The organism is Bacillus sp. CH_70 (assembly GCF_038007045.1).
Lineage (GTDB): Bacteria > Bacillota > Bacilli > Bacillales > Bacillaceae_G > Bacillus_A > Bacillus_A cereus.
On record NZ_JBBOWL010000001.1, the window covers coordinates 1,721,662 to 1,747,418 of the forward strand.

The window sequence follows — 25,757 nt, forward strand, 5'->3', positions numbered from 1 at the left end:
CCTTCCACAATTGTGGAAGGTTTTTCTTATTTTTCGATAACGCTCATATTCAAATTATAAGCTTTCTCAATATTTAACTTGTACGTCCCATTTCCAGTTTTAATCGAATTTTTATACCAATGTTCTTGCTCGTTTAATTCTGGATGTTCTTCTGAAGAATTATTTTCTTTTTTCGTTAAATCTTCTACTTGCTCCCAAGGTGTGTTTCCGTGTGTTTCTTTTTGATTTGTTATTGCTGTTAAAGAAACATCACTTTCTTTAGCTAAATGAACAGATACACTTGAGTTGTTTTGTACAAACCAATTATTTTGTAATTGGCCAGGATAAAGAGATAGCTCGTTATTTGAAGCGCGAATTTCCACATTTTTATTTTGCGGAAGAACAAGCGTTGGTTTCACCTGTGGTGCTGAGTTAAATAACGTATGCTGAACAGGTAATGATTTTAAAGTGATGTACATCGTTTCTCCAGCCGTTTGAACCGAAAGGAAATCATCTCGTTTTAAATTGAGTTTTTCATTTGCTTTCGTCGTCATTTCATAAGTTCCCAAAAGATGAATTTGATTTGTATTATTTCCCTCTATCGTTAGAGGTTGATGTCCCGCATCTACTACGATTTTTTTGATAGATTCAGGTATATCAAATTGTCCGTCTGGAATATTACTCGTTTGCCTCGTTGTGTTAATAGAATGACGAACTTCTTCTAGTAATCCAGTTGATAATAAACAGTAAAAAGCAATTCCGACGCTTCCTAAAACACCGATAAAGAAAATACTAAAAATATCATATTTAATAAATGATTGTTCCTTCTTAGAAAATAGAAGGTATAGTAAAACTTCAGCTCCAAGTATGATAAGTAAAACTGGCCACCATGCAGTTAGTGTATCTAATACTTGAATTCCTTTTACGACTGAAAATAGTAAAAAGCACCCTAACGATATAATAGAAAGCCCCATTGAGAATGTTCCAACACGCCAAGTCCTCATTCGCTTGTCCCACCTTTGTTTTCTTTATTTCCAAGTAACAATTTAAAGCCCCCACCAATTAAAAGGAGCGCAACGATAGATGTCTGGAAATAGCGATAATATAGTTCACTAAGATGAATATTAAATATAGTTACAAAATAATCATTCAAAATAGGAAGGACTGTTTGATTTAATAAATAATAACCACCGAGTGTAATTAATCCGATACCAATCCATCTTTGATGATTTATAAAATAATCGATAATGGGTTCGTCTTGTACTCGTTCTTTTCCGTATTTTGCTGTTTGCTGTAACGCATCAAAAAAGCTATAGAACCAAATGATTGGTACTAAAAATAAAAACGCAGAAAGTCTTAATAAGTCGAGTAAATAAATAGATAGTAAAAAGGCTGCCATAAGCTGAAGACCACGGCGTTGTAAACCTAAATACATATGACCTGCTCCAGGGAACATCGCTAAAATAGAAGCAAATGTTTTACTTTTCTTTCCTTGCTCTCGATGTTCTTCAAAATCTTCGAAAATAGTACGGTCAATTAATTGCTCGCCACGTTCTTTTTTCTGTAGTTGCTGAACAACGTCAAAGAAATTATAAATCCATAAAACAGGTAACGTAATAAGGAAGATAAGAAAACTTTCTTGCGATGTCAAAAGTGCAACGAAAATGATCATACTGCCGATTCCTGTGCAAGCTACTAAAAATGTAAGTCCGCGTTGCATAAGTCCTAATTGGAAATGGCCAAGTCCAGGGATGATGGATAGGAGAATGATATAAAATCGTTCGCTCTCTTTAGAGGGATTTATCAATTCTCCAGCTTCTTGTTTTTTCGTTTGTTTTATAATGGTGATAACTAAATCTAGTAAGTTAATTACCCATAGAACAGCTAGTAAAAATAGAGAAAGAAAAGCAATATCACGTTCTCTTACTACTATGGTACAAAATACTGCAAAGGAGAATAGAAATAAAGATCCTCCGCTATATAAAATAAACCGTCCTAGCTTTTTTAAGTATAAATGTCCAAGCCCAGGAATTAGCCCTAATACAAGTGCTAAAAAGGGGTTTTTATTCATGCTTTAAACCTCCGTCCTTTTTTGATGTATCTACCGATTTGTTTACAATTTGTTGTGAGATAGAAGACTCGTTATGTTTTGAAGATTTCTCGAAATTTGATGTCGCTGTAAAAATATATTGGAATAAACCACTTACCATAAAAATAATTGTAGCTGCAGTCGCAATTATGTAGTGAATAATTGTGCGTTTTAGTGAGTTTGTTTTTATATTTTCATTAGGTTGTAGCGTTTCAAAATTAATTTGCGTCATAACTTCGTTCGTAAATGAATCATCATTTATCATTGGAAGGTTTTCATGTTGTTCATCAATACTTTCCATATAAAGTGTTAAACAATGATCACATTCGTAAAGATGTTCTTCCATAGATTCACGTTTATTGTTTTCTATAAAATCTAATGTATAATTGCGCCAATCTTCTTTTGAATAATGCATCATAGAAACTCTTCCTCCTTCCAATGTTTTTTAATCCATTTTCGTGCCCGATACAGTTTCATTTCAACTGTTTTCACTTCGATGTTTTCCTGTAAAGCAATTTCTTGATAGCTTTTTTCTTCTAAGTAATGTGCGAGAACAACGTCACGGTAATTTTCCGGAAGTTCTCTCAGTTTTTGAGCGATGAGTAATTTTTGCTCTTTCGTCAATAATAAATCCTCAATATTATGAGAGGATTTTATATTTCCCTCAGTTTCTTTACATAAGGAGAGTTCTTCGTTTTCTCTAGCTTTCTTCCTCTTATAATCAATAGCGTGATTGGTGGCAATACGCGCCATCCACGTTTTTAATCCGCGAAATTGATAATTAGGGAGAGAGGCGTGAATTTTTACGAATACTTCTTGTGTAACATCTTTCGCATCTTCTTCATGTCTTAAAATAGAAAAGATAACTTGGAAAATATAATGACGATATGTTTGCACAAGGATACGAAAAGCATGTTCGCTTCCTTGTTGTGCTTTTTCAATTAATTGTTTTTCCTCAATGGGTCTCTCCCTCCTTTTTGACGCATTCTATTATATAGACGTAAAGAATGATAAGTCACCCTACACATTTTATAAAAAAAGAATAATATATTTTTTGTAGGAGAGCTAGATGAAAAAAGGTGTGAAAAAATGGTAAAGAGAAGTATATAATGAGCAAGTGGGAAATGTTACACGTAGAAAGGATGTGAATGTTAGTAGGGGAAGGTCCATACTAACAAACATGAAAATTAAAATATTGATAGCAGATGATAACTCTTTTATTAGAGAGGGCATGAAAATTATTTTAAATACATACGAAGAGTTTGAAGTAGTAGATACAGTAAATGATGGGAAAGAAGCAGTGGAGTATTGCAAAAAGAACGACGTTGATATCGCTCTATTAGATGTTCGTATGCCAAATATGAACGGGGTAGAGGCGACGAAATTCATTTGTGAAGAGACGAAAACAAAACCGCTTATTTTAACGACGTTTGATGATGATGAATATATTTTGGATGCAGTAAAAAACGGAGCGAAAGGTTATTTGTTAAAAAATAACGATCCAGAGCGTATTCGTGATGCGATAAAAGGAGTATATAACGGTCAAACTGTTATGCAAGATGTTGTCCTCGATAAAATTAAGTCTAATTTAATGGAAAGTAAAGGGGAAGAATGTAAAATTGATAAGAGCCTTTTCACAGAAAGGGAGCTTAGTATTATCGCATTAATTGCAAAAGGTTTCTCAAATAAAGAAATTTCGAAACAGCTTTTTATATCTGAAGGAACAATTGCAAATTATATTACGTCAGTTTTAGGGAAAACTGGACTTGAACATCGCACACAAATTGCGATTTATTACTTAACAGGGAAAGTAGATTAATGATATGGAATTTTGGCTAACTGTAAGTAAATTAATTGTTTTTTTATATATTGTGTTTAGTTATATTTACGCAAATGTAGTAAATTTACCGTGGGTTATATTTACTTTACTTATTTACCTCTCTGTAAACGTAATGATTTCTATATTTAAAAAAGATACGTATAAAAAAATATTAATTTGTATGTCAATTGGCGTAATTATGTTATTTACATGGAGGGTTCATCCATTTTTTATTTTGTTTTTACCTTTGAACTTATACGAAATTACATTCCATTACATAGAAAAGAATTGGCCACGCTTTGTCATTATGATGCTCCCAATTACAATTGCAGATGAAAGTATTCGAATGACTTATGGATTAATTGTTGCATTTTCTTTTCTCGTTTTAACTATTGCAGATCGATATATATCGCGTGTAGTAAAGCTTGAATCGCAAAATGATAAGATGCGAAAAGATATGCAACGACTTACGAAAAACTTACATGAAAATAAAGAGTACATAAGACAATCAGAATACACGTTTAAGCTAGAAGAGAGAAATCGGTTATCACAAGAAATTCATGATAAAATTGGCCACTCGATGACGGGTGCATTAATTCAAATGGAAGCAGCAAAAAGGTTAATGGAAATAGATAAAGAAAAATCTGCGGAGTTATTACAAAATGCAATTCACATTTCAAAAGATGGAATTGAAAGTATTCGCATTACATTAAAAAATATGAAGCCACCAACTGAGCAAATTGGCATTCATCGTATGAAATTATTCATAGAGGAATTTGCCGGTAAGAATGATGTGAATATTCCTTTTGTATACAAAGGGAACTTAGATATGATTTCTCCCATTCAGTGGAAAATTATCGGTGAGAATGTTACAGAAGCACTAACAAATGCAATGAAATATGCTGATGCGACAGTCATTTCTATAGATATTCATGTACTTAACAAGATGGTAAAGGTACAAGTGAAGGATAACGGAAAAGGGGTAGCTCTTATTAAAAAAGGTCTCGGTATTATGGGGATGGAGGAGCGAACGGCGTCTGTAAACGGAAAAATTATTGTAGATGGGAAAAGTGGTTTTTCAGTAACGATGTTGTTGCCAATATAAAGAGAATGGTACGAGGATGAACCATCTCATATGAAAAAAGTGAATATTCTCATGTGAAAAGAATGAACTTCTGCACTGAGCAGGTTCATTCTTTTTGTTTATACTAAAAGCAGAGAAACCAAAATAGGGGTGAAAATGATGAATACATTAGAAATTAAAAATTTAACGAAAAAATTTGGTGATTTCATCGCAGTTGATAATATGTCTTTATCTATTAAAGAAGGAGAAATATTTGGCTTTTTAGGATCAAATGGTGCTGGTAAGAGTACAACGATAAATATGATTGCTGGTTTGTTAAGAAGTAATGAAGGTGAAATTAGCATACTAGGAAAAAATATAAAGAAACATAATCGATTTGCGAAAATGAATATCGGTATTGTTCCGCAAGATATTGCGATTTATGAAGAGCTAACTGCCTATGAAAATGTGAAATTCTTTGCTGGATTGTACGGATTACGAGGAGCCGAATTAAAAGCTAGGGTAGAGGAAGCTCTTCAATTTGTAGGACTTAGTGATAAACAGAAAAGCTATCCGAAGAACTTTTCTGGTGGTATGAAAAGGAGATTGAATATTGCTTGTGCAATTGCACATAGACCGAAGTTAATTATTATGGATGAACCGACAGTTGGAATTGATCCACAATCAAGAAACTACATTTTGCAGTCAGTACGTAAATTAAATGAAATGGGAAGTACAATTATTTATACGAGTCACTACATGGAAGAGGTAGAAGAGATTTGTACGAAAATAGCGATAGTAGATCACGGTAAAGTAATTGCAGAAGGAACGAAAGAACAGTTAAAAGCAATTATTACTGACACGAAAGATATTTGGATTGAAGTGAAATCGGTAGAGAATTTAGATGTAGAAAAATTAAAAGAGATAAACGGTGTGAAAGCAGTTCAAATTGAAGAAAACGTAATTAAAGTGAATTCTGATGCGGGATTAAATAATTTAAATAAAATCATTCAACACTGTATCAATCATGATATTGAAATTCGTTCATTAGAGGAGCAGGCTCCCAACTTAGAAACAGTATTCCTTACATTGACGGGAAGAAACTTACGAGATAAATAAAAAGTAAATGAAGAAAAGGTAAAGGGAGGTTCATCAATTGAACATCTTCAATATTGCAATTATGCATATTAAAAGAGATTTCAGAGACGTAAGAACTTTAGTTTTTATGTTAGCATTTCCGATTGTGCTTATGCTTGTGTTAGGAACAGCGTTAAGTAATGCATTTAATAGTGATAGTCAATCGATTAAGGATATACAAGTGCTATACAAAGATGAAGCGAGTAGCACATTTTCTCAATCATTTGAAGCATTTACGAAAGAAGTCGATAAATCAGGTATTCATTTTAAAAAAGCTTCCGGCAGTATAGACGGGAAAGAAGAAGTGAAGCAAAATAAATATGCTGCTTATGTAGAATTAAATAAAGATGGTGCAAAATTTTATGGAAGTGACAAAAGTAGTATTGAGGGAAGTATTGTGGAAGGAATGCTTACAACATTTGTTGATAAGTACAATGTAGCGGTCGAAGTTGCAAAAGTAAATCCTACTAAGGTTAGTACGGTTATTTCAAATGGAAATCATAATGATTATATAAAAGAAACATCTTTACAAGCTGCGAAAAAACCAGGTTCTATGGATTACTATGCGGTTGTAATGACAACGATGATTGCACTATATGCTGCGATGGGAGCGAGTTCTTTAATTCGAGGAGAACGAATACGTAAAACAGGAGATCGTCTCATTGCTGCACCTATAAGTAAAGCTGAAATATTCATTGGAAAAGTACTAGGTAGCATAGTAGCGAATGCCCTGTGCATATTACTCGTCATGTTATTTAGTAAATTTGTTTTTCAAGCGAATTGGGGCGACCATCTTGGAATCATATTTCTTATTTTATTAACACAAGTCTTTCTAGCAATTAGCTTCGGTTTAGGAATCGGATATATTACGAAAACAGCTGAAGCGTCTAGGGCAATTATTATGGTTGTTGTGCAATTAGCTTCTATTTTTGGAGGTGCATATTTCGTAGTAGAAGAAAATTTCGTTACGAACTTATCGCCATTAACTTGGGCAAATACAGCTGTTATGAAAATTATTTATGCGAATGATGTAGGGGCAGCACTACCAGTCATTTCTTTAAACATTGGAATTTCAGCACTCTTTTTATTAATTGCAATTATTGCATTACGTAGACGGGAGGGGCTATAGTATGAAGGATATTTTATGGCTCATACAAAAAACGTTATCTGTGCTTTTGAAAAATAAAAAAAGTTTACTCATTATAATTAGCTTGCCGATAATAGGGACGCTCATTTCCTTCTCGATATACGGAAATGTAGGGCAAGGAACGTTAAATATCGGGATTGTAAATAAAGAAAATGAGCCGATAGCAAATGATACGATAAAGTTTTTAGAAGGATTAAATCATGTGAATGTGAGTAAGGTTAAGGAGTCTGAAGTAGAAGATAAACTCACTTCCAAAAAACTTGATGGAGTTATTACATTAGATTCTGGTTTTTCAAAAAGTGTTCGAGAAGGGAAACCAGAGCATATTGAAATTTCATCGATTAAAGGTGATCAAGTAACAGGATTTATAAAATCATATTTATATAATTATATTGATAATATAGCAGCTATTAGTAAAGTAGCAGGAACAGATCAAAGTACATTCGACAATATGTACGCAGGGTATCAAAAAAGTTCATTTAAAATGAAAACTGAGACGCTAGAAGATACTTCGAAAAATAAAGATATGACAAATCAAACGATGGGTTACCTTATTATGTTTATGCTGTTTTCAGCAGCGAACTTATCAGGTCATATTTTAAAAGAAAAAGAGAATAGAACGTACTTTAGACTATTATCAACGCCGATAGATGGGAAGAAGTTCATATTATCTAATGTCGGGGTAAATATGATAATACTAACAGTACAAATTTTGATTACAATCCTATTCCTAACGAATGTTTTTCATACGAATATCAATATGCCTTTTATAGTGATGATGGGCGTACTAATGCTATTTGCATTAATCGCAATTGGAATATCATTAGTTCTTGTAGCTTTTTCGAAAAACTCAGCATCGGCAAATGCGATGCAAAACATGGTCATTGTACCAACATGCTTACTTGCTGGATGTTATTTCCCATATGATATTATGCCAAGTGCAGTACAAAAAGTAGCTAATTTTCTTCCACAGCGCTGGTTGTTAGACACAGTATCGAAACTACAGCAAGGAATTCCATTCTCTGAGTTGTATTTAAACATTTTAATTTTATTCGCTTTCGCGATTGCATTCTTCTTAATTGCGATTTATAAGTTTGGAAGAAATAATGATGCGAGGAATTTTGTTTAATGTGAAAAGGATGTGACGTTAAGTCACATCCTTTTTTGTATGAAGCATGAAATCTAAACTTGAATGACAAAATAGAAAGGTGGAAAGAAAATGATCGGAAGGAAATCAAAATGATTAAAAAAATATTGCGAGTTACTTCTATTGCTATTGCTATTTTCGTTTTTATTTTAATATGGATGCATATCGATGTTACCTTAGGTAGGAAAATGGAAGCTGGGAAAAACATGCCGACAGAGTATGCGCCTCATTATAGTGACTTTCAATTATATGTAGAAGGGAAGCCTTTTTATAAACAATTATTTACTGATATAAGAGAAGCTAAAAGCTCCATCTACACTTATTTCTTCATTTTGTCGGATGATAAAAGTAGCCATACTTTTTTAAACTTATTAAAAGAGAAGGCAAAAGAAGGATTAAACGTCTATTTATCAGTTGATCGTATTAATGATTTATCATTTGAAAGAAAGGTGATAAATGAATTGCGGGAAAGTGGTGTACATTTTACATATAGTAGAAAACCTACATTACCATTCGGATTTTATTCACTTCACCATCGTAATCATCGCCGTATTACGACGATTGATGGAGAAATTGGCTATACAGGCGGATTTAATATAGGAGATGAGTACTTAGGGAAAGATAAGCGATTTGGATATTGGCGTGATTATCATGTGCGGCTTAAAGGAGAAGGAGCAAAAGATTTAGAACAGCAATTCGCTTTAGATTGGAAACGAGATACGAAAGAAGAGATAAAGAGGAGTACGAATAAAGCTAGTAAAGGGAATACATTACATACTATGACTAGTTACAATGGGCATTACGTTGCTGAAAAATATATAGAGCTCATAAAACAAGCTCAGCACTCCATTGTAATTGCAACACCGTATTTTATAGCGAAAAATAAAGAATCTATGAATGCTTTAATCGCGGCGCAAAAGCGTGGTGTTACAGTAAAAATACTTTGGTCATATAAACCGGATCTACCTCTTATAAAAGAAGCGGCGTATCCATACATACGTCAAGCTGTTAATAATGGGATTACTGTATATGGTTATAAAAAAGGAATGTTCCATGGTAAATTAATGCTTATTGATAATGAATTAACCGTTATTGGTACAACAAACTTTACTTCGCGTAGCTTCAATATAAATGATGAAATGAATTTTTATATTTATGGTGGTCCTATTGTAGGACAAGTTAATAAGGCGTTAACAGAGGATTTTCATGATTCGAAAGAAATGACGAAAGAGTTTTTTGAAAAGTTATCTTTTTGGGAGCGTTGTAAGGAGAAAGTGGCAGGATTGGTTGACTTCTATTTGTGATGATGAATTAGGAAAGGGTGCCTACAAAAGGCACCCTTTTTGGTGGGGAATTATTATTTTTCATGCACCAGCATCGTAACATCATCATTGATCAACGTCCCCACATGTTCGCCTAAACATATTTTCTTCATGACACCAGGCTCATCAAAGTTAAAGACGTGTGCTGGTAAATTGTAGTCCCGGGCAAGCAGTAATGCCGCTTGATCCATGACTTGTATATTTTGTCTAACGACATCATTATAGTTTAGTTTGCTGTACATTTTTGCTGATTTATTATGCTTTGGATCACTTGTAAAGACGCCATCGACCCCTTGTTTTGCGACTAATATGGCATCACTATTCATCTCGATGGCTCTTTGTACACTTGGATAATCTGTCGTCACGAACGGTTGGCCGTTACCGCCTCCAAAGATAACGATATAACCGTTATCTAAATGGTGGACTGCACGCAAGCGAATGTATGGTTCAGCTACTGCATTAAATGGAATGGAAGTCATAACGCGTACTTCTCTATTTGTTTTACTTGTTAAAACACCGCGAAGCATTAAGCTGTTAATGATTGTACCTAACGTACCGATATTATCAGCTTCTACGCGATCAATTCCCCACTCTTCAGCTAGATGTCCCCTAAAAATGTTACCGCCACCGATGACGATGGATACTTCGATACCTAAATCAACAATGGATAAAATTTCGTTTGCGATATGTTCTAATCGTTTGGAGTTAAAGCTATTTCCAGTTTGATCGGCAAGTGCACCGCCGCTTAATTTAATTAAGACACGTTTATATGGTCTCATAACAATTCCCCCTATATAGATCGCAATAAAAAAGGAACAAAGGCGAATGCCTTTGTTCCTTTTTAAGAAAATGAAAAAGAAAAGAAGAAGATAGGACGAATTGCTTTGTATAGTTTTTCATAACATCCACTCCTTTTCATTTTGATTTGTTTTAAGTATATATCTTTTTGATTATACGAAACAATCTGATTACTTATCAAGTTTATTTTATCGTTTTTTAACAAAATGGTGTCAATGAAAAAAAGAAGAAAAATATTTGAATTTTTTGTGACGAACTTGTAGGTTTTTGTATGATTTTGTAGGTTCGCTTATAAGATGTGTGAGTAGCTTTTATAAATTCAAATTGAAAGCGTTCGCATGAAGGGGATGAACATAAATGAAAAAATTCGGATTGGCAACACAAATTTTTGTCGCGCTTGTTTTAGGGATTGTAGTAGGGGCAGTCTTTTATGGCAATAAAACGGCGATTTCTTATATCACACCAATTGGGGATATATTTATTCACTTAATTAAAATGATTGTAGTACCAATTGTTATTTCAGCATTAATTGTTGCAGTAGCTGGTGTAGGAGATATGAAAAAGCTTGGGAAACTGGGCGGTAAGACAATTCTTTATTTCGAAATTATTACGACGATTGCTATTTTAATGGGATTACTTGCAGCGAATATATTCCAACCAGGTACTGGTGTTGATATGAGTAATTTACAGCAAAGTGATATTTCTTCTTATAAACAAACAGCAGATGCAACGGAGAAGAAAGGTTTTGCTGAGACAATTGTTCACATTGTACCAAAAAACGTATTTGAATCGATTGCACAAGGTGACCTATTACCGATTATATTCTTCTCAGTATTATTCGGCTTAGGAGTTGCGGCAATTGGGGAAAAAGGAAAGCCTGTTTTTAACTTCTTTGAAGGCGTACTCGAAGCAATGTTTTGGGTTACAAATCAAGTTATGAAATTTGCACCATTTGGTGTATTCGCATTAATTGCCGTTACAGTTGCAAAATTTGGTGTAGCAACATTACTTCCGCTAGGAAAACTAGTGCTAGCTGTATACGTAACTGTTATACTATTCGTTGTGATTGTATTAGGTATTAATGCACGAATGGTTGGAGTAAACATTTTTACATTAATAAAAATTTTAAAAGAAGAACTGATTCTTTCGTTTACGACAGCAAGTTCAGAAGCTGTTTTACCTAATATAATGAGAAAAATGGAAGAGTTCGGTTGTCCAAAGGCAGTTGCCTCTTTCGTAATTCCGACAGGTTATACATTTAACTTGACTGGATCGGCTATTTATCAAGCGTTAGCGGCATTGTTTGTTGCACAAATGTACGGTGTGCACATGTCACTAACGGAGCAAATAACGTTATTATTCGTTCTCATGTTAACATCCAAAGGTATGGCGGGAGTTCCAGGTGCATCGTTCGTTGTTGTATTAGCAACGTTAGGTTCAATGGGGTTACCACTAGAAGGTATCGCGTTAATTGCGGGAATTGACCGCATTTTAGATATGATTCGCTCATCTGTCAATGTATTAGGAAATGCATTAGCGGCCATTGTTATGTCGAAGTGGGAAGGCGAATTCGATAATGAGAAAGCAAAACAATATGTAGAAACAGTCAAAGAAACAAAAGCAGCATAAGAAATCGTTAAGGAGTGAATAATCATGGCAACATTAACTGAAGTTAAAAATGGTGTTCGAATTGAAAAAGATTTTTTAGGTGAAAAAGAAGTACCAAACTATGCATACTACGGCGTACAAACGATGCGTGCAGTTGAAAACTTCCCAATTACAGGATACAAAATCCATGAAGGTTTAATTAGAGCGTTCGCAATTGTAAAAAAAGCAGCAGCGCTTGCTAATACAGATGTAGGAAGATTGGAATTGAACAAGGGTGGCGCAATCGCAGAGGCTGCTCAAGAAATTCTTGATGGAAAATGGCATGATCATTTCATCGTAGATCCAATTCAAGGCGGAGCAGGTACTTCAATGAACATGAATGCAAATGAAGTCATTGCCAATCGTGCTCTTGAATTATTAGGAATGGAAAAGGGAGACTATCACTATATTAGTCCAAATAGTCATGTAAACATGGCGCAATCAACAAACGATGCATTCCCAACAGCGATTCATATCGCTACATTAAACGCATTAGAAGGTTTATTACAAACGATGGGTTATATGCACGATGTATTTGAATTAAAAGCAGAACAGTTCGATCATGTGATTAAAATGGGTCGTACACATTTACAAGACGCTGTGCCAATTCGCCTTGGACAAGAATTTAAAGCGTACTCTCGTGTACTTGAACGTGATATGAAACGAATTCAGCAATCACGTCAACACTTATATGAAGTGAACATGGGAGCAACTGCAGTTGGTACAGGTTTAAATGCAGACCCAGAATATATTGAAGCAGTTGTAAAACATTTAGCTACAATTAGTGAACTACCACTAGTTGGTGCAGAAGACTTAGTAGATGCAACGCAAAATACAGATGCATACACAGAAGTATCTGCAGCACTTAAAGTATGTATGATGAATATGTCTAAAATTGCGAATGACCTTCGCTTAATGGCATCAGGTCCACGTGTTGGTTTAGCAGAAATTATGTTACCAGCTCGTCAGCCAGGTTCATCTATTATGCCAGGGAAAGTAAACCCTGTTATGCCAGAAGTTATTAACCAAATTGCGTTCCAAGTAATTGGTAATGACCATACAATTTGCCTTGCTTCAGAAGCAGGACAATTAGAATTAAACGTTATGGAACCAGTACTTGTTTTCAACTTACTGCAATCGATTAGCATTATGAATAACGGTTTCCGTGCCTTTACAGATAATTGCTTAAAAGGAATTGAAGCGAATGAAGATCGCTTAAAAGAGTATGTTGAGAAGAGTGTAGGAATTATTACAGCCGTGAACCCTCATATCGGTTATGAAGCAGCAGCTCGCGTTGCGAAAGAAGCAATCGCGACAGGGCAATCCGTTCGAGAACTTTGTGTGAAAAATGGTGTACTGTCACAAGAAGACTTAGAGTTAATTCTAGATCCATTCGAAATGACGCACCCAGGGATTGCAGGAGCAACTCTTTTAAAGAAAAATTAAAAGAAGAGGGGGGACAAGCCCCTCTTTTTTGTTTACAATATAGAAATGCTATATATGAATAGAGGTAGGGATGTTATGAGCAAGTTTACAGTAGCTTCTAATGGTGCATTAGAAACAACATTAAGAGGAGCAGAAGTATTATCAACACCACTTTTAAATAAAGGGGTAGCTTTCACACAAAATGAAAGAGAAGAGTTAGGTTTAAAAGGGTTATTACCGCCAGCAGTTTTAACGTTAGAAGAACAGGCACGCCGAGCATACGAACAATTTAGTTCTCAGCCGGATGATTTATTAAAGAATGTATACTTAACTGCGTTACATGATCGAAATGAAGTATTATTTTATCGTATATTAACAGATCATTTACGTGAAATGTTACCGATTGTATATACACCAACTGTCGGTGTAGCAATTCAAAGATATAGTCATGAATATCGTAAACCACGTGGTGTTTATTTATCGATTAACGATCCATCAGGTATTGAAGAAGCATTCACCAATATTGGTGCAACAGCTGAGAACATTGATTTAGTCGTTGTAACAGATGGAGAAGGCATATTAGGAATTGGTGACTGGGGCGTTGGTGGTATTAACATTGCAATCGGAAAGCTAGCTGTTTATACGGCCGCAGTTGGAATCGATCCTAGCCGCGTATTACCGGTAATTTTAGATGTAGGTACAAACCGTGAGGAACTATTAAACAATCCATTTTATATTGGAAATCGTCACCCTCGTATAACAGGGGAAGCTTACGATAAATTTATTGATACGTTTGTACAATCAGTAAATAAACAATTCCCGAAAGCACTTTTACATTGGGAAGACTTTAGCTCTCGTAACGCACGAAAAATTTTAGATAAATACCGTCATGACGTTTGTACGTTTAATGATGATATTCAAGGTACTGGTGCAGTTTCACTTGCCGCAGTATTATCGGCAGTGAAAGCTTCTGGTGTACCATTAAGTGAACACCGCGTTGTTGTATTTGGTGCTGGTACGGCTGGAATCGGTATCGCAGATCAAGTTAGAGATGCGATGGTCCGCGTAGGCGTATCTGAAGAAGAATCATATAAGCGTTTCTGGTGTATTGATCGTAACGGGTTAGTTACAGATAATATGGAAGATCTTCTTGATTTCCAAATTCCGTACGCAAGAAAAGAAGCAGAAGTAAGTGAGTGGAAAGAAAATGATGTGATCGGACTTGCTGAAGTTGTGAAACATGTAAAACCGACAATTTTAATTGGTACATCTACTGTTGCAGGTGCATTTAAAGAAGAGATTATTAAAGAAATGGCTTCTCACGTAGAAAGACCAATCATTTTACCAATGTCGAATCCGACGCCACTTGCTGAAGCAAAACCAGCAGATTTAATCGAGTGGACAGAAGGAAGAGCGTTAGTTGCAACAGGAAGTCCATTTGAACCAGTTACATATAACGGTGTAACGTATGTGATTGGACAATCAAATAATGCACTTATTTTCCCAGGGCTTGGTCTTGGAACAATTGTAGTACGAGCAAGCGTCATGACGGATGGAATGTTCGCAGCGGCTGCTGAAGCAGTTGCAAGTATGGTAGATACAAGTCAGCCAGGAGCACCTATTTTACCAGAGGTCGAAGAATTACGTAATATCTCAGAAATGGTTGCAATTGAAGTAGCGAAAGTTGCAGTTGCAGAAGGTGTTGCAAGAGTGAACTTAAGTGATAACGATATCAAGATGGCAGTGCAAGAAGCAATGTGGAAGCCAGAGTATCGCCAAATAAAAGCGGTAGAAAAGGTTAGAATATAGAAAAAAGCCCGTTTATAACAATAAGCGGGCTTTCACTTTTACTACTGAAAAAAAGTATAGGAAGTGTCACCTTTGAATTGGAATCAATTATGGAAGAAAGATATGTCCCTTTTAATTATATTAATGGTCGTTGTTCCGATTGCTGGGGAGCTGAACTTTCATCCCTTTAATGATACGTTTCGAGTTAGCTTCGGTACACCGCTATTCTTCTTTTTATTATTATTTTTAAGAAGAGTACCAGCAGGAGTTGCAGGTATTCTTGTTGGTATATCTGTAGTCTTATTCCGAGTATGTCTTGACTGGATCATGCAAGGTTCATTTCATATGACAGAATCATTTTATTTGCGTTATCCTGTGTTCTTCTATTATTTTATTTATGGCAGTTTTTTTTCGCTTTGTAGGGTAAATAAGTTCCATCAGAAACCAATCATTATTGGATGCCTTGGAATTTCAATTGAAATTGTTGCAAGTATGTCAGAACTTGCGTTTTATCACATGTTAGTACTAGGTACAACAATAACGATTTCTGAAGTGAATAAACTTATTATTATTGCTATTTTTCGTAGTTTCTTTGCACTTGGTTTTTTAAATATGATGAATTTATATGAAACGAAATTAAAAGAATCGCAAGTTCGAAAAGAAAATGAAAATATGTTAATGCATCTTTCTAATTTATATGTGGAATCTGTTCATTTGAAAAAGACGTTACAAAATGCGGAGTTAATTACACAAGAAGCATATCAACTATATCGAAATTTACAAGTAAGCGCTGATTCAAGTAGTAAAACAGCATTGAAAATAGCGGGGGAAGTGCATGAAATAAAAAAGGATAATCAAAGGATATTTGCAGGGTTATCTAAACTGTTATTAGATAAAGATGTGGCTGAATATGTAGAAGGACATGAGTTAGCAGAAATGATTGTTAGAATAAACGAGAAGTATGCTGAAATGCTAGAAAAGGATATACGTTTTTCTAAACATATAGAAGGTGAGCATGCTGCATACCATGTGTATACAGTGTTATCAATTTTTAATAACTTAGTTGCAAATGCAGTTGAAGCAATTGAAGATAAAGGTGTCGTTATTATTAAGCTATATAAAAGAGATCAACATATATTTTTTGAAGTAATTGACGATGGACCTGGTATTGCACAAAAGTATAAGAAATTAGTATTTAAGCCAGGATTTACTTCCAAGTATGATCAAACGGGAACACCGTCAACTGGTATTGGGCTTTCTTACATAAATGAAATGGTAACAGAGCTAGGCGGAGAAGTGAGATTAGAAGGCCGAGAAAATAAAAGAGGATGTAAGTTTATCGTTTGTTTACCAGAGGGTAGTTTAAAGCGGGAAGGGGAATAGATTTGTTTTATTATATCGTAGACGATGATGAAGTTTTCCGTTCGATGCTTTCGCAAATTATTGAAGATGGAGATCTTGGAGAAGTAATTGGTGAGGCGGATGACGGAGCTTTTATTGAAGCGGATCAACTAAATTTTAAAAAAGTAGATATTTTATTTATTGATTTGTTGATGCCGATGAGGGACGGAATTGAAACAGTTCGTCACATTGCGTCAACTTTCACGGGGAAAATCATTATGATTTCTCAAGTGGAATCGAAGCAGCTTATAGGTGAGGCATATACACTTGGTGTAGAATATTATATTACGAAACCATTAAATAAAATCGAAGTTGTATCTGTTGTACGCAAAGTGATGGAGCGTATTAGATTGGAGCGTTCTATACATGATATTCAAAAATCATTGAATAACGTGTTTCAGTGGGAAAAACCGCAATTGCGTACTGAACCAGTGCAAGAAGGAAAAAAGATAGGAGATTTAGGACGCTTTTTACTATCAGAACTCGGTATTGCGGGAGAGAATGGAAGTAAAGATTTACTTAGTATGCTGGAATATTTATATGGTCAAGAAAAGGCACAGACATTTGAGTTTGGCTTTCCTGCGTTAAAAGAAATTTTTCATCATATTACGATAAGGAAATTAGGGAATCTAGCTTTAGGTGCGGATATTGATAAAGAGAAAAAAGCGTCTGAACAAAGAGTACGTCGAGCTATTTATCAGTCGTTAAATCATTTGGCTTCTTTAGGACTAACAGACTTTTCAAATCCAAAATTTGAAAGCTATGCTCCAAAATTTTTCGATTTCACCGTAGTTAGAAAACGGATGACAGAAATGACGAAAGATGAACTCGCATCTTCTGGTCATACGCGAATTAATACGAAGAAGTTTATTCAAGTGTTGTATTTTGAGGCGAAGAGGTTGATGGAGATAGAGTGAAGAAGATGCTTATAAATAAGCATCTTTTTTTGTTAAATCAACATTTTATATTTTCTTGTGGAGCATGTAAAATGTTAAGTAAGAGAAAATGGTTTTATATTAAGGAAGTGTCAAAGCGATGAGTTTCACATTGAATAAATCGATTATTAAAGAAGTGTGTGGAGAGACCTCATATAAAAGAGGTGAAACCTATTATAAATCAAATAAAGTGATAATAGATCATTACGATGAAAATAAAGAAATTTGTGAGGCGACAGTAAAAGGGAACGAGGATTTCCATGTTACAGTAGAAAAAGCTAAGAAGGGTGATGTTGTTGCGAAATGTAGTTGTCCTTCATTAGCGTCTTTTCAAACGTACTGTCAACATGTTGCAGCAGTATTAATACAAATAAACTATAATCAACAAACAGGTGGAATGAGCTCCACTAGTAACAGAAATGATCAATTGACAAGTGGTATGTTTCAGTTGTTTGCAGACAAACCACTGAGGCCAAAAAGTAAACAACACCGTTTTGATACACGTGAAATATTAGATATTGAGTTTATATGTACACCAGTAGCTACGAGAAGTGGTGGTGCTCTTCTTGGAATTCAATTGAAACTTGCCAAGGTGTATTTCATAAATCATATTAGAGAATTTCTTTCTAAGGTGGAGAAAAGAGAGTCTTTTCATTGTTCAAATGAATTTACATATACACCAGATGTACATAGTTTTAAACAAGAAACGGATGCAATTATTCAGCAGCTCGTTAAAATGTATCATAACGAAAAAATGTATGAGGATGCGCTAGAAGTACATGCGAAACAAGATGAAAGTATGATATTTATACCACCAGCTTCATGGAAAGATATGCTCTCTTCACTTTCTAAAGTTGAATATGTACAGCTGAAACAAAATAAACAACTGTTTCAGGGATTACAAGTTTCAAAAGGTTTGTTGCCGTTACACTTTGAATTTACGAAGGGAAATAATGGCGGATTTACACTTCATATAGATGGTCTAAATCGTGTACAAGTTATGGATATGTATAACAATGCACTTTATGGTGGGAAATTATATCACTTACACATTGAAGATTGTATGCGACTTATTGAATTACAAAAGATGATGAGTCGCTCAAATAGTAATCAGTTTTATATTCCAGAAAGTAAGATGGAACATTTCGTCGCGAAAGTTGTACCAGGATTAATGAAGCTCGGAACTGTACACATTGATGAAGTAATATCGGATCGTGTTGAAACACCTTCGCTAAAAGCGAAATTGTATTTAGACCGCGTGAAAAATCGCTTATTAGCAGGTCTTGAATTTCACTATGGGAACGTCATGATTAATCCGCTAGAAGAGGATGGACAGCCGTCTGTTTTTAATCGTGATGAGAAAAAAGAAAAAGAGATTTTAGACATTATGAGTGAAAGTGCCTTTGCAAAAACAGAAGGCGGTTACTTTATGCATAATGAAGAAGCTGAGTATAACTTTTTATATCACGTCGTGCCAACATTAAAAGGTTTAGTTGATATTTATGCGACGACAGCAATCAAATTGCGAATTAGTAAAGGGGATGCAGTTCCTCTTATTAGAGTGAGAAGAAAAGAAAGAATTGATTGGTTGTCATTTCGTTTTGATATAAAAGGAATACCAGAAGCAGAAATTAAAGGTGTATTAGCGGCCCTTGAAGAGAAACGTAAATATTATCGATTGGCGAATGGTTCGTTTTTATCGCTAGAGAGTAAAGAGTTTAATGAAATTAATCAGTTTATAAAAGAATCAGGTATTCGGAAAGAATTTTTACATGGAGAAGAGGTAAATGTTCCGCTTATTCGAAGTGTAAAATGGATGAACGGACTTCATGAAGGCAATGTTTTAAGTTTGGATGATTCTGTTCAAGAGTTAGTAGAAAACATTCAAAACCCGAAAAAATTAAAGTTTGCTGTGCCAAATACTTTAAATGCAGAAATGAGAAAGTATCAAGTATATGGGTTCGAATGGATGAAAACACTTGCTCATTACCGTTTTGGCGGTATTTTAGCAGATGATATGGGACTTGGAAAAACGTTGCAAAGCATTGCTTTTATAGATTCTGTTTTGACTGAGATTCGAGAAAAGAAACTGCCAATATTAGTCGTTTCACCATCATCTCTTGTTTATAATTGGTTTAGTGAATTGAAAAAATTCGCCCCGCATATTAGAGCAGTTATTGCAGATGGAAACCAAGCAGAGCGCCGGAAAATTTTGAAAGATATAACGGAATTTGATGTCGTAATCACGTCATATCCATTACTGAGAAGAGATATAAGATTATATGCAAGACCATTTCATACACTATTTCTTGATGAAGCACAGGCGTTTAAAAACCCTACAACGCAAACGGCAAGAGCTGTGAAAACAATTCAAGCTGAATACCGTTTCGGACTAACTGGTACACCTGTAGAAAATTCATTAGAAGAGCTATGGTCTATCTTCCATGTCGTCTTCCCGGAATTATTACCAGGAAGAAAAGAGTTCGGTGATTTAAGGCGTGAAGATATAGCGAAGCGAGTGAAACCATTCGTATTAAGACGATTAAAAGGGGACGTATTAAATGAGTTGCCAGAGAAAATAGAGCACTTACAATCATCGGAGTTATTACCCGATCAAAAGAGTCTCTATGCTGCTTATTTAGCGAAGTTAAGGGAAGAAACGTTAAAGCATTTAGACAAAGACACGTTACGTAAAAATAAAATTAGAATTTTAGCTGGTTTAACGAGATTGCGACAAATTTGTTGTCATCCCGCTTTATTTGTTGATGATTACAAAGGAAGTTCAGCTAAATTTGAACAACTGTTAGAGATTTTAGAGGAATGTAGAAGTACAGGGAAGAGAATATTAATTTTTTCTCAATTTACGAAGATGCTTTCCATTATTGGTCGTGAGTTAAATCGACAAGCAATTCCATACTTTTATTTAGACGGGAGTACACCAGCGCAGGATCGTGTAGAGCTGTGCGATCGGTTTAACGAAGGAGAAGGAGATCTATTTCTCATTTCTTTAAAAGCTGGTGGTACCGGACTTAATTTAACTGGTGCAGATACAGTAATATTATATGATTTATGGTGGAATCCAGCTGTTGAACAACAAGCGGCCGATAGGGCGTATCGAATGGGACAAAAAAATACAGTGCAAGTTATAAAGCTAGTAGCTCAGGGAACAATTGAGGAGAAAATGCATGAACTGCAAGAAAGTAAGAAAAATTTAATCGCTGAAGTGATTGAGCCGGGAGAAGAGAAATTGTCCTCAATCACAGAGGAAGAAATTCGAGATATTTTAATGATTTAATATAAAAAAGCTATGCCTTCAAATTTATGAGGGCATAGCTTTTTTGTTGTAATAATTATATTTTGTTTTGTACAAAGTAAAGAAATCAAATGTTATTTAAATTACTTCTTTGTACCTTTACTTTTGTATGGTTTGGCAGCTGCCTTTTTCTTTGCACTTGATTGCCAACGGTTCCATCCTTTACTTCCTGTACCTTGTCCTACACCTTTTTTCGGTTTTGCTTTCGTTTTACTCATATGATCACTCCGTTATATAAAAATCTTATTTGATAATAGTCAATGATTTAGAAAATACTCTTTATAAATGACTATGATTGCTTTAAGTAAAAATAAACTGCTTGAATGCTATAGTATAACATGAATTTGCAAGTAAACTGAAAGGAATTATAAAGAAAATGAAAATAATAAGAAATACTGCAGATTCTATATTCCGAACGATCACATTAATTGTTGTGTATACGTTAGTTTCGGTCAGTGAAACATTTTTTGGATTGACGAGGCAAAAAAAGTAAAGATGTTAAATTAACAACAATCAATAAAGCCGTAAAATAAAGAATTGAAAAACATTTTAAAACTTTTTGTTGACTTTCTTTATTTTTTGTATAGAATAATCATTAATAAAATGTTTCAGAGATGTGACAACAAAACGACTATGAAAGGACGAGTAGTAGTAGGACGTAGTTTAAGCGAGTCAGGGGTGGTGTGAGCCTGATACGAAGCCTATTATGAAGAACCTCCTGGAGTTGCTAACCGAAATCCTTTATAGGAAAGTAGACTTAGCCGGGAACTTCGCCGTTACAAGAAGAACAGTATCGAGATATTTCATCTCCGTATTGTATAAGTGAGCAACCTCTGTTGCTAATTTGGGTGGTACCGCGGAACCAAAGCCTTTCGTCCCAGTTTTTTGGGAAAGAAGGGCTTTTTTTGTTGGCTTCTTTTCACAACATCCAAACATTTTAGGAGGAAACCACCATGTATCAATCATTAATGACAGTAAGAGAGACTCAAATCGCAATTAAGGAAGTTAAAACATTTTTCGAGGACCAATTAGCAAAACGCCTTGAACTATTCCGCGTATCTGCACCATTATTCGTAACGAAAAAATCAGGATTAAACGATCACCTAAACGGTGTAGAACGTCCAATTGAATTTGATATGTTACATTCAGGAGAAGAATTAGAAATTGTTCATTCACTAGCGAAATGGAAACGATTTGCATTACATGAATACGGATATGAAGCTGGTGAAGGTTTATATACAAACATGAACGCGATTCGTCGTGATGAAGAACTTGATGCAACGCATTCCATTTATGTTGACCAATGGGATTGGGAAAAAATCGTTCAAAAAGAATGGCGTACTGTTGAATACTTACAAAAAACAGTACAAACAATTTATGGAATATTCAAAGATTTAGAAGATCACTTATTTGAAAAATATCCGTTCCTTGGAAAGTATTTACCGGAAGAAATTGTTTTCGTTACTTCTCAGGAATTAGAAGATAAATATCCAGAATTAACACCGAAAGATCGTGAACATGCAATTGCAAAAGAACACGGTGCAGTCTTCATTATCGGAATTGGTGATGCACTTCGTTCAGGTGAAAAGCATGACGGACGCGCAGCTGATTATGACGATTGGAAATTAAACGGTGACATTTTATTCTGGCACCCAGTACTACAATCTTCATTTGAGTTATCATCAATGGGAATTCGTGTTGATAGTAAATCACTTGATGAGCAGTTAACGAAAACTGGTGAAGACTTCAAACGTGAGTATGATTTCCATAAAGGTATACTAGAAGACGTACTACCATTAACAATCGGCGGTGGCATTGGACAATCAAGAATGTGCATGTACTTCTTACGTAAAGCACATATCGGTGAAGTTCAATCTTCTGTATGGCCTGACGATTTACGTGCAGCTTGCAAGAAAGAAAACATTCATCTGTTTTAATAGAAGTAAGAGAGGGTAGCTCAAAGAGTTATCCTCTCTTTTTATTGTGTAAACGAATGGTTTACAGTGAATTTTACTAATGGTTTCTTTCTTTTACATCTCTTTTTATGTAATAATTTGTTAAAGGAGGGGACGTTATGAGCATAGGAGAGCAGCTAAAAAAACTACGAGAATCAAAGGGGTTTTCGCAAGAGGATGTTGCTAAAAAGATTGGTGTGACGAGGCAAGCAGTGTACAAATGGGAAAATGATAAAAGTTATCCTGATATTGATAATTTAATTTTACTGAGCGAAATGTATAATGTTACGCTAGATGAGTTGATAAAAGGGAAACAGAATATTAAAGAAAAAATACATATTGATGAAGAAGATGAGGATTTTGAGAAAGAGAATGATTTTGGTTTTTATATTGGGTTTGGATTGCTAATTATGAGTGCATTCATTGATTATGAAGGAATACAAGTATTTGTATTAGGAGTTGCACTATTCATGATGGTTTTTTATTCGAATGTGAAGAAAGTTATTTTGAATGAATATAGATCGTTTTTTCAAGAGAAAGAGCGAAAAGATATATGTGATAAAAAGTGAGAAGAGTTAGTTATATTTCCTAGGAAAGGGTATAATGAATATTTTCATTGTATTATAATGATTTTGGGATATCGGTAATATGAAAGCTATTTGGGTAGATCCTTGAAATCTATATGTAAAATGATGATAAAGTTATTTAATTTTAAAAGCTCAAACAAGCATAACCCCGTTCTAAAGCTAGGACGGGGTTCAAAATATAATAATAAAATCGCTTAAGAGTCTACGTTTTATTCAATGATAGTGCCTTTTTATAAAACGTCACTTGCTTATTTATTACCGAGTTCTTCCGCTAAACCGATTAAAATTCCTTCGACTCCACGAATGTAGCAGAGACGATACGAGTTCTCGTACTGAACTACTTCGCCAACGAGCTCTGCACCATGCTTAGTGAGTCTCGATACCATTTCGTCAATATCTTGAACGGTGAACATGACGCGTAGATAACCGAGGGCGTTTACAGGAGCTTTTCGGTTATCTGCTATAGTAGGAGGGGTGAGAAATCGCGAAAGTTCAATTCGGTTGTGGCCATCTGGAGTGACCATCATAGCGATCTCTACGCACTGAGAACCGAGTCCAGTTACGCGACCAGCCCATTCACCTTCGACATTGGCTCGACCTTCGAGATTCAAGCCAATCTCCTCAAAGAAAGAGATTGCGTTATCAAGAGATTCTACAACGATGCTGACATTGTCCATTCGTAGTAATTTGTTTTTTGCCATAGTCTTATCTCCTTATGTATAAAAGTTCATTATTTAATCATCCTCATAATTATACTACTAAGTAGTTACAAATTCCTTTCAGTCAAAAACACCTTGTCACAGTATAGGAAAAATTGACAAGGTGTTTTTTTATATGTCATATAGCATCTTGTTAACGAACAGCTTTTATTTAATTAGGAAGGAAGTAGATTAATATGATTTTTTTATAAGTGTTACTGAGCATATCAAATTAGCTCATTTGCACTAAAGGCTCAATTTTCGCCATAAATGATTGATGCAGTGCCTCAACACCTGTTACTAAATGAAGGCGGTCAATAACGACAGACACTTTAATTTCTGATGTACTTACCATTTTAATATGAATATCTTCTTCTTTTAAAGTAGTAAACATATTTGCAGCGACACCAGGGTTAGATACCATGCCAGATCCTACGATTGATACTTTTGCTAAATGATTTTCATATTCTACTGTTTCATAGTGAAGTGCCTCTTGATTTTGTTCCAATACTTCTAATGTTTCTCTTAAATCATTAGAATGGATGGAGAAGGAGAGATGAACAGTTCCTTCATTTGTAATACTTTGAATGATGATATCTACATTAATATGTGCCGCTGCTAATGTAGAGAAAACAGTTGAAAGTGAACCTTGTTCTAATCCTTTCACTGTGATGCGTGTAATATTATCTTCAAATGCAATACCTTTAACGATTGATTGTTGTTCCATGTTACATTCTCCTTTTACAATTGTTCCGTTTTCTTGTTCCATACTTGAGCGAACTTCTAAAATGACATTATGATTTTTAGCAAACTCAACAGCACGCGGGTGTAATACACCAGCACCGAGGTTTGCAAGTTCTAACATTTCGTCATAAGAAATTTCATCTAATTTATAAGCATCTTTTACAACTCGTGGATCCGTCGTATATACGCCGGTCACATCTGTGTAAATATCACATTTTTTTGCGTTTAGTGCAGCAGCTAATGCGACAGCAGTTGTATCAGAACCACCTCGCCCAAGCGTTGTAATTTCAAAATCTTTACTGACTCCTTGGAAACCAGCTACAATAACAATCGTGCCTTTAGTAAGATAAGACTGAATTCGATCTGTATTAATTTCAGTAATCCGTGCACTACTATGTACAGATTCTGTCGTAATACCAGCTTGCCATCCTGTTAATGAAATCGCGTTATACCCTTTTGCTTGTAGTGCCATCGTTAATAATGAAATAGTTACTTGCTCTCCTGTCGATAGAAGCATATCCATTTCGCGTTTACTTGGATTTTCTGTAATTGCGTTAGCGAGTGCGACAAGTTCATCCGTGCTTTTTCCCATTGCTGAAACGACAGAGACAACGCTATGACCTCGTTCATATTCTTCAATAATTAAATTTGCTACATGTTGAATGCGCTCGACGCTTCCGACAGAAGTGCCACCAAATTTTTGAACAATTGTTTCCATTACAAATTCCTTCTTTCGTCTATTTTTAAGAATAGATTAGGAAAT

At 34.9% G+C, this 25,757-nt stretch carries 22 protein-coding genes and 1 other annotated feature; of the genes, 14 read left to right on the plus strand and 8 right to left on the minus strand.

Features of this window, described 5'->3' with window-relative positions; translation table 11 throughout:
• Positions 1-26: 26 nt before the first annotated feature.
• From exsE to N2V79_RS08955, 4 genes are read right to left on the minus strand one after another with little or no spacing between them, the layout of a single operon-like run.
• Positions 27-983, minus strand: coding sequence for an exosporium protein ExsE (exsE, locus tag N2V79_RS08940; protein ID WP_016082118.1), 957 nt, complete (start codon positions 981-983; stop codon positions 27-29).
• Positions 980-2,050, minus strand: a complete 1,071-nt coding sequence (locus N2V79_RS08945; protein WP_069355377.1) for a hypothetical protein — start codon at positions 2,048-2,050, stop codon at positions 980-982. The genes exsE and N2V79_RS08945 overlap by 4 nt, the downstream gene beginning before the upstream one ends.
• Positions 2,043-2,486: a hypothetical protein gene (locus tag N2V79_RS08950; protein WP_000972341.1), complete on the minus strand. Its 444-nt coding sequence runs from the start codon at positions 2,484-2,486 to the stop codon at positions 2,043-2,045. The genes N2V79_RS08945 and N2V79_RS08950 overlap by 8 nt, the downstream gene beginning before the upstream one ends.
• Entirely contained in the window at positions 2,483-2,965 is a 483-nt protein-coding gene (locus N2V79_RS08955; RefSeq protein WP_232339738.1) for an RNA polymerase sigma factor, read from the minus strand. Before N2V79_RS08955 ends, N2V79_RS08950 begins: the two co-directional genes overlap by 4 nt.
• 283 nt (positions 2,966-3,248) lie before the next feature.
• Here N2V79_RS08955 and N2V79_RS08960 point away from each other — a divergent pair, with 283 nt between their 5' ends.
• The 6 genes from N2V79_RS08960 to cls all read left to right on the plus strand — a co-directional run bounded on the left by N2V79_RS08960 (position 3,249) and on the right by cls (position 9,685).
• On the plus strand, positions 3,249-3,887 hold the full coding sequence (locus tag N2V79_RS08960) for a response regulator transcription factor (protein ID WP_029441951.1): 639 nt from the start codon (positions 3,249-3,251) through the stop codon (positions 3,885-3,887).
• 4 nt (positions 3,888-3,891) lie between these two features.
• Complete coding sequence (locus N2V79_RS08965) at positions 3,892-4,992, plus strand: sensor histidine kinase (RefSeq protein ID WP_340719785.1); 1,101 nt, start codon at positions 3,892-3,894, stop codon at positions 4,990-4,992.
• Positions 4,993-5,130: 138 nt separating this feature from the next.
• Entirely contained in the window at positions 5,131-6,069 is a 939-nt protein-coding gene (locus tag N2V79_RS08970; RefSeq protein ID WP_001093818.1) for an ABC transporter ATP-binding protein, read from the plus strand.
• A 37-nt stretch (positions 6,070-6,106) separates the two neighbouring features.
• Positions 6,107-7,216: an ABC transporter permease gene (locus N2V79_RS08975; RefSeq protein ID WP_061660329.1), complete on the plus strand. Its 1,110-nt coding sequence runs from the start codon at positions 6,107-6,109 to the stop codon at positions 7,214-7,216.
• Between the two features lies 1 nt (position 7,217).
• Positions 7,218-8,363 carry an ABC transporter permease gene (locus N2V79_RS08980; RefSeq protein WP_340719786.1) on the plus strand — a complete coding sequence of 382 codons (1,146 nt, stop codon included), beginning with the start codon at positions 7,218-7,220 and terminating at the stop codon, positions 8,361-8,363.
• 110 nt (positions 8,364-8,473) lie between these two features.
• Complete coding sequence (cls, locus tag N2V79_RS08985; RefSeq protein WP_053564787.1) at positions 8,474-9,685, plus strand: cardiolipin synthase; 1,212 nt, start codon at positions 8,474-8,476, stop codon at positions 9,683-9,685.
• A 53-nt stretch (positions 9,686-9,738) separates the two neighbouring features.
• Here the strand turns inward: cls and pyrH are convergent, their stop codons facing one another.
• Positions 9,739-10,482 carry a UMP kinase gene (gene pyrH / locus N2V79_RS08990; RefSeq protein ID WP_001248059.1) on the minus strand — a complete coding sequence of 248 codons (744 nt, stop codon included), beginning with the start codon at positions 10,480-10,482 and terminating at the stop codon, positions 9,739-9,741.
• A gap of 376 nt (positions 10,483-10,858) precedes the next feature.
• Here pyrH and N2V79_RS08995 point away from each other — a divergent pair, with 376 nt between their 5' ends.
• The 6 genes from N2V79_RS08995 to N2V79_RS09020 all read left to right on the plus strand — a co-directional run bounded on the left by N2V79_RS08995 (position 10,859) and on the right by N2V79_RS09020 (position 20,992).
• On the plus strand, positions 10,859-12,130 hold the full coding sequence (locus N2V79_RS08995) for a cation:dicarboxylate symporter family transporter (RefSeq protein ID WP_000713291.1): 1,272 nt from the start codon (positions 10,859-10,861) through the stop codon (positions 12,128-12,130).
• Between the two features lie 24 nt (positions 12,131-12,154).
• Positions 12,155-13,594 (plus strand): aspartate ammonia-lyase, encoded by a 1,440-nt coding sequence (aspA, locus tag N2V79_RS09000; protein ID WP_053564786.1) that lies wholly within the window; start codon positions 12,155-12,157, stop codon positions 13,592-13,594.
• 75 nt (positions 13,595-13,669) lie between these two features.
• The gene (gene malS, locus N2V79_RS09005; protein ID WP_340719787.1) at positions 13,670-15,382 is read left to right on the plus strand and encodes an oxaloacetate-decarboxylating malate dehydrogenase; all 1,713 of its coding nucleotides are present in this window, start codon (positions 13,670-13,672) and stop codon (positions 15,380-15,382) included.
• 63 nt (positions 15,383-15,445) lie between these two features.
• Positions 15,446-16,744, plus strand: coding sequence for a sensor histidine kinase (locus N2V79_RS09010; RefSeq protein WP_327886894.1), 1,299 nt, complete (start codon positions 15,446-15,448; stop codon positions 16,742-16,744).
• A 2-nt stretch (positions 16,745-16,746) separates the two neighbouring features.
• Entirely contained in the window at positions 16,747-17,679 is a 933-nt protein-coding gene (locus tag N2V79_RS09015; RefSeq protein ID WP_069355382.1) for a response regulator, read from the plus strand.
• 118 nt (positions 17,680-17,797) lie between these two features.
• Positions 17,798-20,992: a DEAD/DEAH box helicase gene (locus N2V79_RS09020; protein WP_340719788.1), complete on the plus strand. Its 3,195-nt coding sequence runs from the start codon at positions 17,798-17,800 to the stop codon at positions 20,990-20,992.
• A 101-nt stretch (positions 20,993-21,093) separates the two neighbouring features.
• Here N2V79_RS09020 and N2V79_RS09025 read toward each other — a convergent pair whose 3' ends face one another.
• Positions 21,094-21,228 carry a DUF3934 domain-containing protein gene (locus N2V79_RS09025; protein ID WP_000047588.1) on the minus strand — a complete coding sequence of 45 codons (135 nt, stop codon included), beginning with the start codon at positions 21,226-21,228 and terminating at the stop codon, positions 21,094-21,096.
• 406 nt (positions 21,229-21,634) lie between these two features.
• Positions 21,635-21,893 (plus strand) — a binding site (T-box leader).
• A 70-nt stretch (positions 21,894-21,963) separates the two neighbouring features.
• Here N2V79_RS09025 and asnA point away from each other — a divergent pair.
• Together asnA and N2V79_RS09035 are read left to right on the plus strand one after the other, a co-directional pair.
• A complete protein-coding gene (gene asnA, locus N2V79_RS09030) occupies positions 21,964-22,947 on the plus strand; it encodes an aspartate--ammonia ligase (RefSeq protein WP_000284916.1) in 984 nt (327 codons plus the stop codon).
• A 137-nt stretch (positions 22,948-23,084) separates the two neighbouring features.
• Positions 23,085-23,534, plus strand: coding sequence for a helix-turn-helix domain-containing protein (locus N2V79_RS09035; RefSeq protein WP_023521645.1), 450 nt, complete (start codon positions 23,085-23,087; stop codon positions 23,532-23,534).
• A 266-nt stretch (positions 23,535-23,800) separates the two neighbouring features.
• On the opposite strand, the gene N2V79_RS09040 is transcribed toward N2V79_RS09035, so the two are convergent.
• Both N2V79_RS09040 and N2V79_RS09045 read right to left on the minus strand, forming a co-directional pair.
• Positions 23,801-24,253 (minus strand): VOC family protein, encoded by a 453-nt coding sequence (locus tag N2V79_RS09040; RefSeq protein ID WP_075719494.1) that lies wholly within the window; start codon positions 24,251-24,253, stop codon positions 23,801-23,803.
• Positions 24,254-24,482: 229 nt separating this feature from the next.
• The gene (locus N2V79_RS09045; RefSeq protein WP_197241828.1) at positions 24,483-25,712 is read right to left on the minus strand and encodes an aspartate kinase; all 1,230 of its coding nucleotides are present in this window, start codon (positions 25,710-25,712) and stop codon (positions 24,483-24,485) included.
• Positions 25,713-25,757: the final 45 nt, after the last annotated feature.

Bases quoted from the DNA above. Each gene is read 5' to 3' on its own strand.
- N2V79_RS08965 (WP_340719785.1), top strand. From the start codon at position 3,892: ATGGAATTTTGGCTAACTGTAAGTAAATTAATTGTTTTTTTATATATT.
- N2V79_RS09020 (WP_340719788.1), top strand. From the start codon at position 17,798: ATGAGTTTCACATTGAATAAATCGATTATTAAAGAAGTGTGTGGAGAG.
- N2V79_RS08950 (WP_000972341.1), bottom strand. From the start codon at position 2,486: ATGATGCATTATTCAAAAGAAGATTGGCGCAATTATACATTAGATTTT.
- N2V79_RS09035 (WP_023521645.1), top strand. From the start codon at position 23,085: ATGAGCATAGGAGAGCAGCTAAAAAAACTACGAGAATCAAAGGGGTTT.
- N2V79_RS08980 (WP_340719786.1), top strand. From the start codon at position 7,218: ATGAAGGATATTTTATGGCTCATACAAAAAACGTTATCTGTGCTTTTG.
- N2V79_RS08960 (WP_029441951.1), top strand. From the start codon at position 3,249: ATGAAAATTAAAATATTGATAGCAGATGATAACTCTTTTATTAGAGAG.
- pyrH (WP_001248059.1), bottom strand. From the start codon at position 10,482: ATGAGACCATATAAACGTGTCTTAATTAAATTAAGCGGCGGTGCACTT.
- N2V79_RS09025 (WP_000047588.1), bottom strand. From the start codon at position 21,228: ATGAGTAAAACGAAAGCAAAACCGAAAAAAGGTGTAGGACAAGGTACA.
- N2V79_RS08970 (WP_001093818.1), top strand. From the start codon at position 5,131: ATGAATACATTAGAAATTAAAAATTTAACGAAAAAATTTGGTGATTTC.
- N2V79_RS08995 (WP_000713291.1), top strand. From the start codon at position 10,859: ATGAAAAAATTCGGATTGGCAACACAAATTTTTGTCGCGCTTGTTTTA.
- cls (WP_053564787.1), top strand. From the start codon at position 8,474: ATGATTAAAAAAATATTGCGAGTTACTTCTATTGCTATTGCTATTTTC.
- exsE (WP_016082118.1), bottom strand. From the start codon at position 983: ATGAGGACTTGGCGTGTTGGAACATTCTCAATGGGGCTTTCTATTATA.
- N2V79_RS09040 (WP_075719494.1), bottom strand. From the start codon at position 24,253: ATGGCAAAAAACAAATTACTACGAATGGACAATGTCAGCATCGTTGTA.
- asnA (WP_000284916.1), top strand. From the start codon at position 21,964: ATGTATCAATCATTAATGACAGTAAGAGAGACTCAAATCGCAATTAAG.
- aspA (WP_053564786.1), top strand. From the start codon at position 12,155: ATGGCAACATTAACTGAAGTTAAAAATGGTGTTCGAATTGAAAAAGAT.
- N2V79_RS09045 (WP_197241828.1), bottom strand. From the start codon at position 25,712: ATGGAAACAATTGTTCAAAAATTTGGTGGCACTTCTGTCGGAAGCGTC.
- N2V79_RS08945 (WP_069355377.1), bottom strand. From the start codon at position 2,050: ATGAATAAAAACCCCTTTTTAGCACTTGTATTAGGGCTAATTCCTGGG.
- malS (WP_340719787.1), top strand. From the start codon at position 13,670: ATGAGCAAGTTTACAGTAGCTTCTAATGGTGCATTAGAAACAACATTA.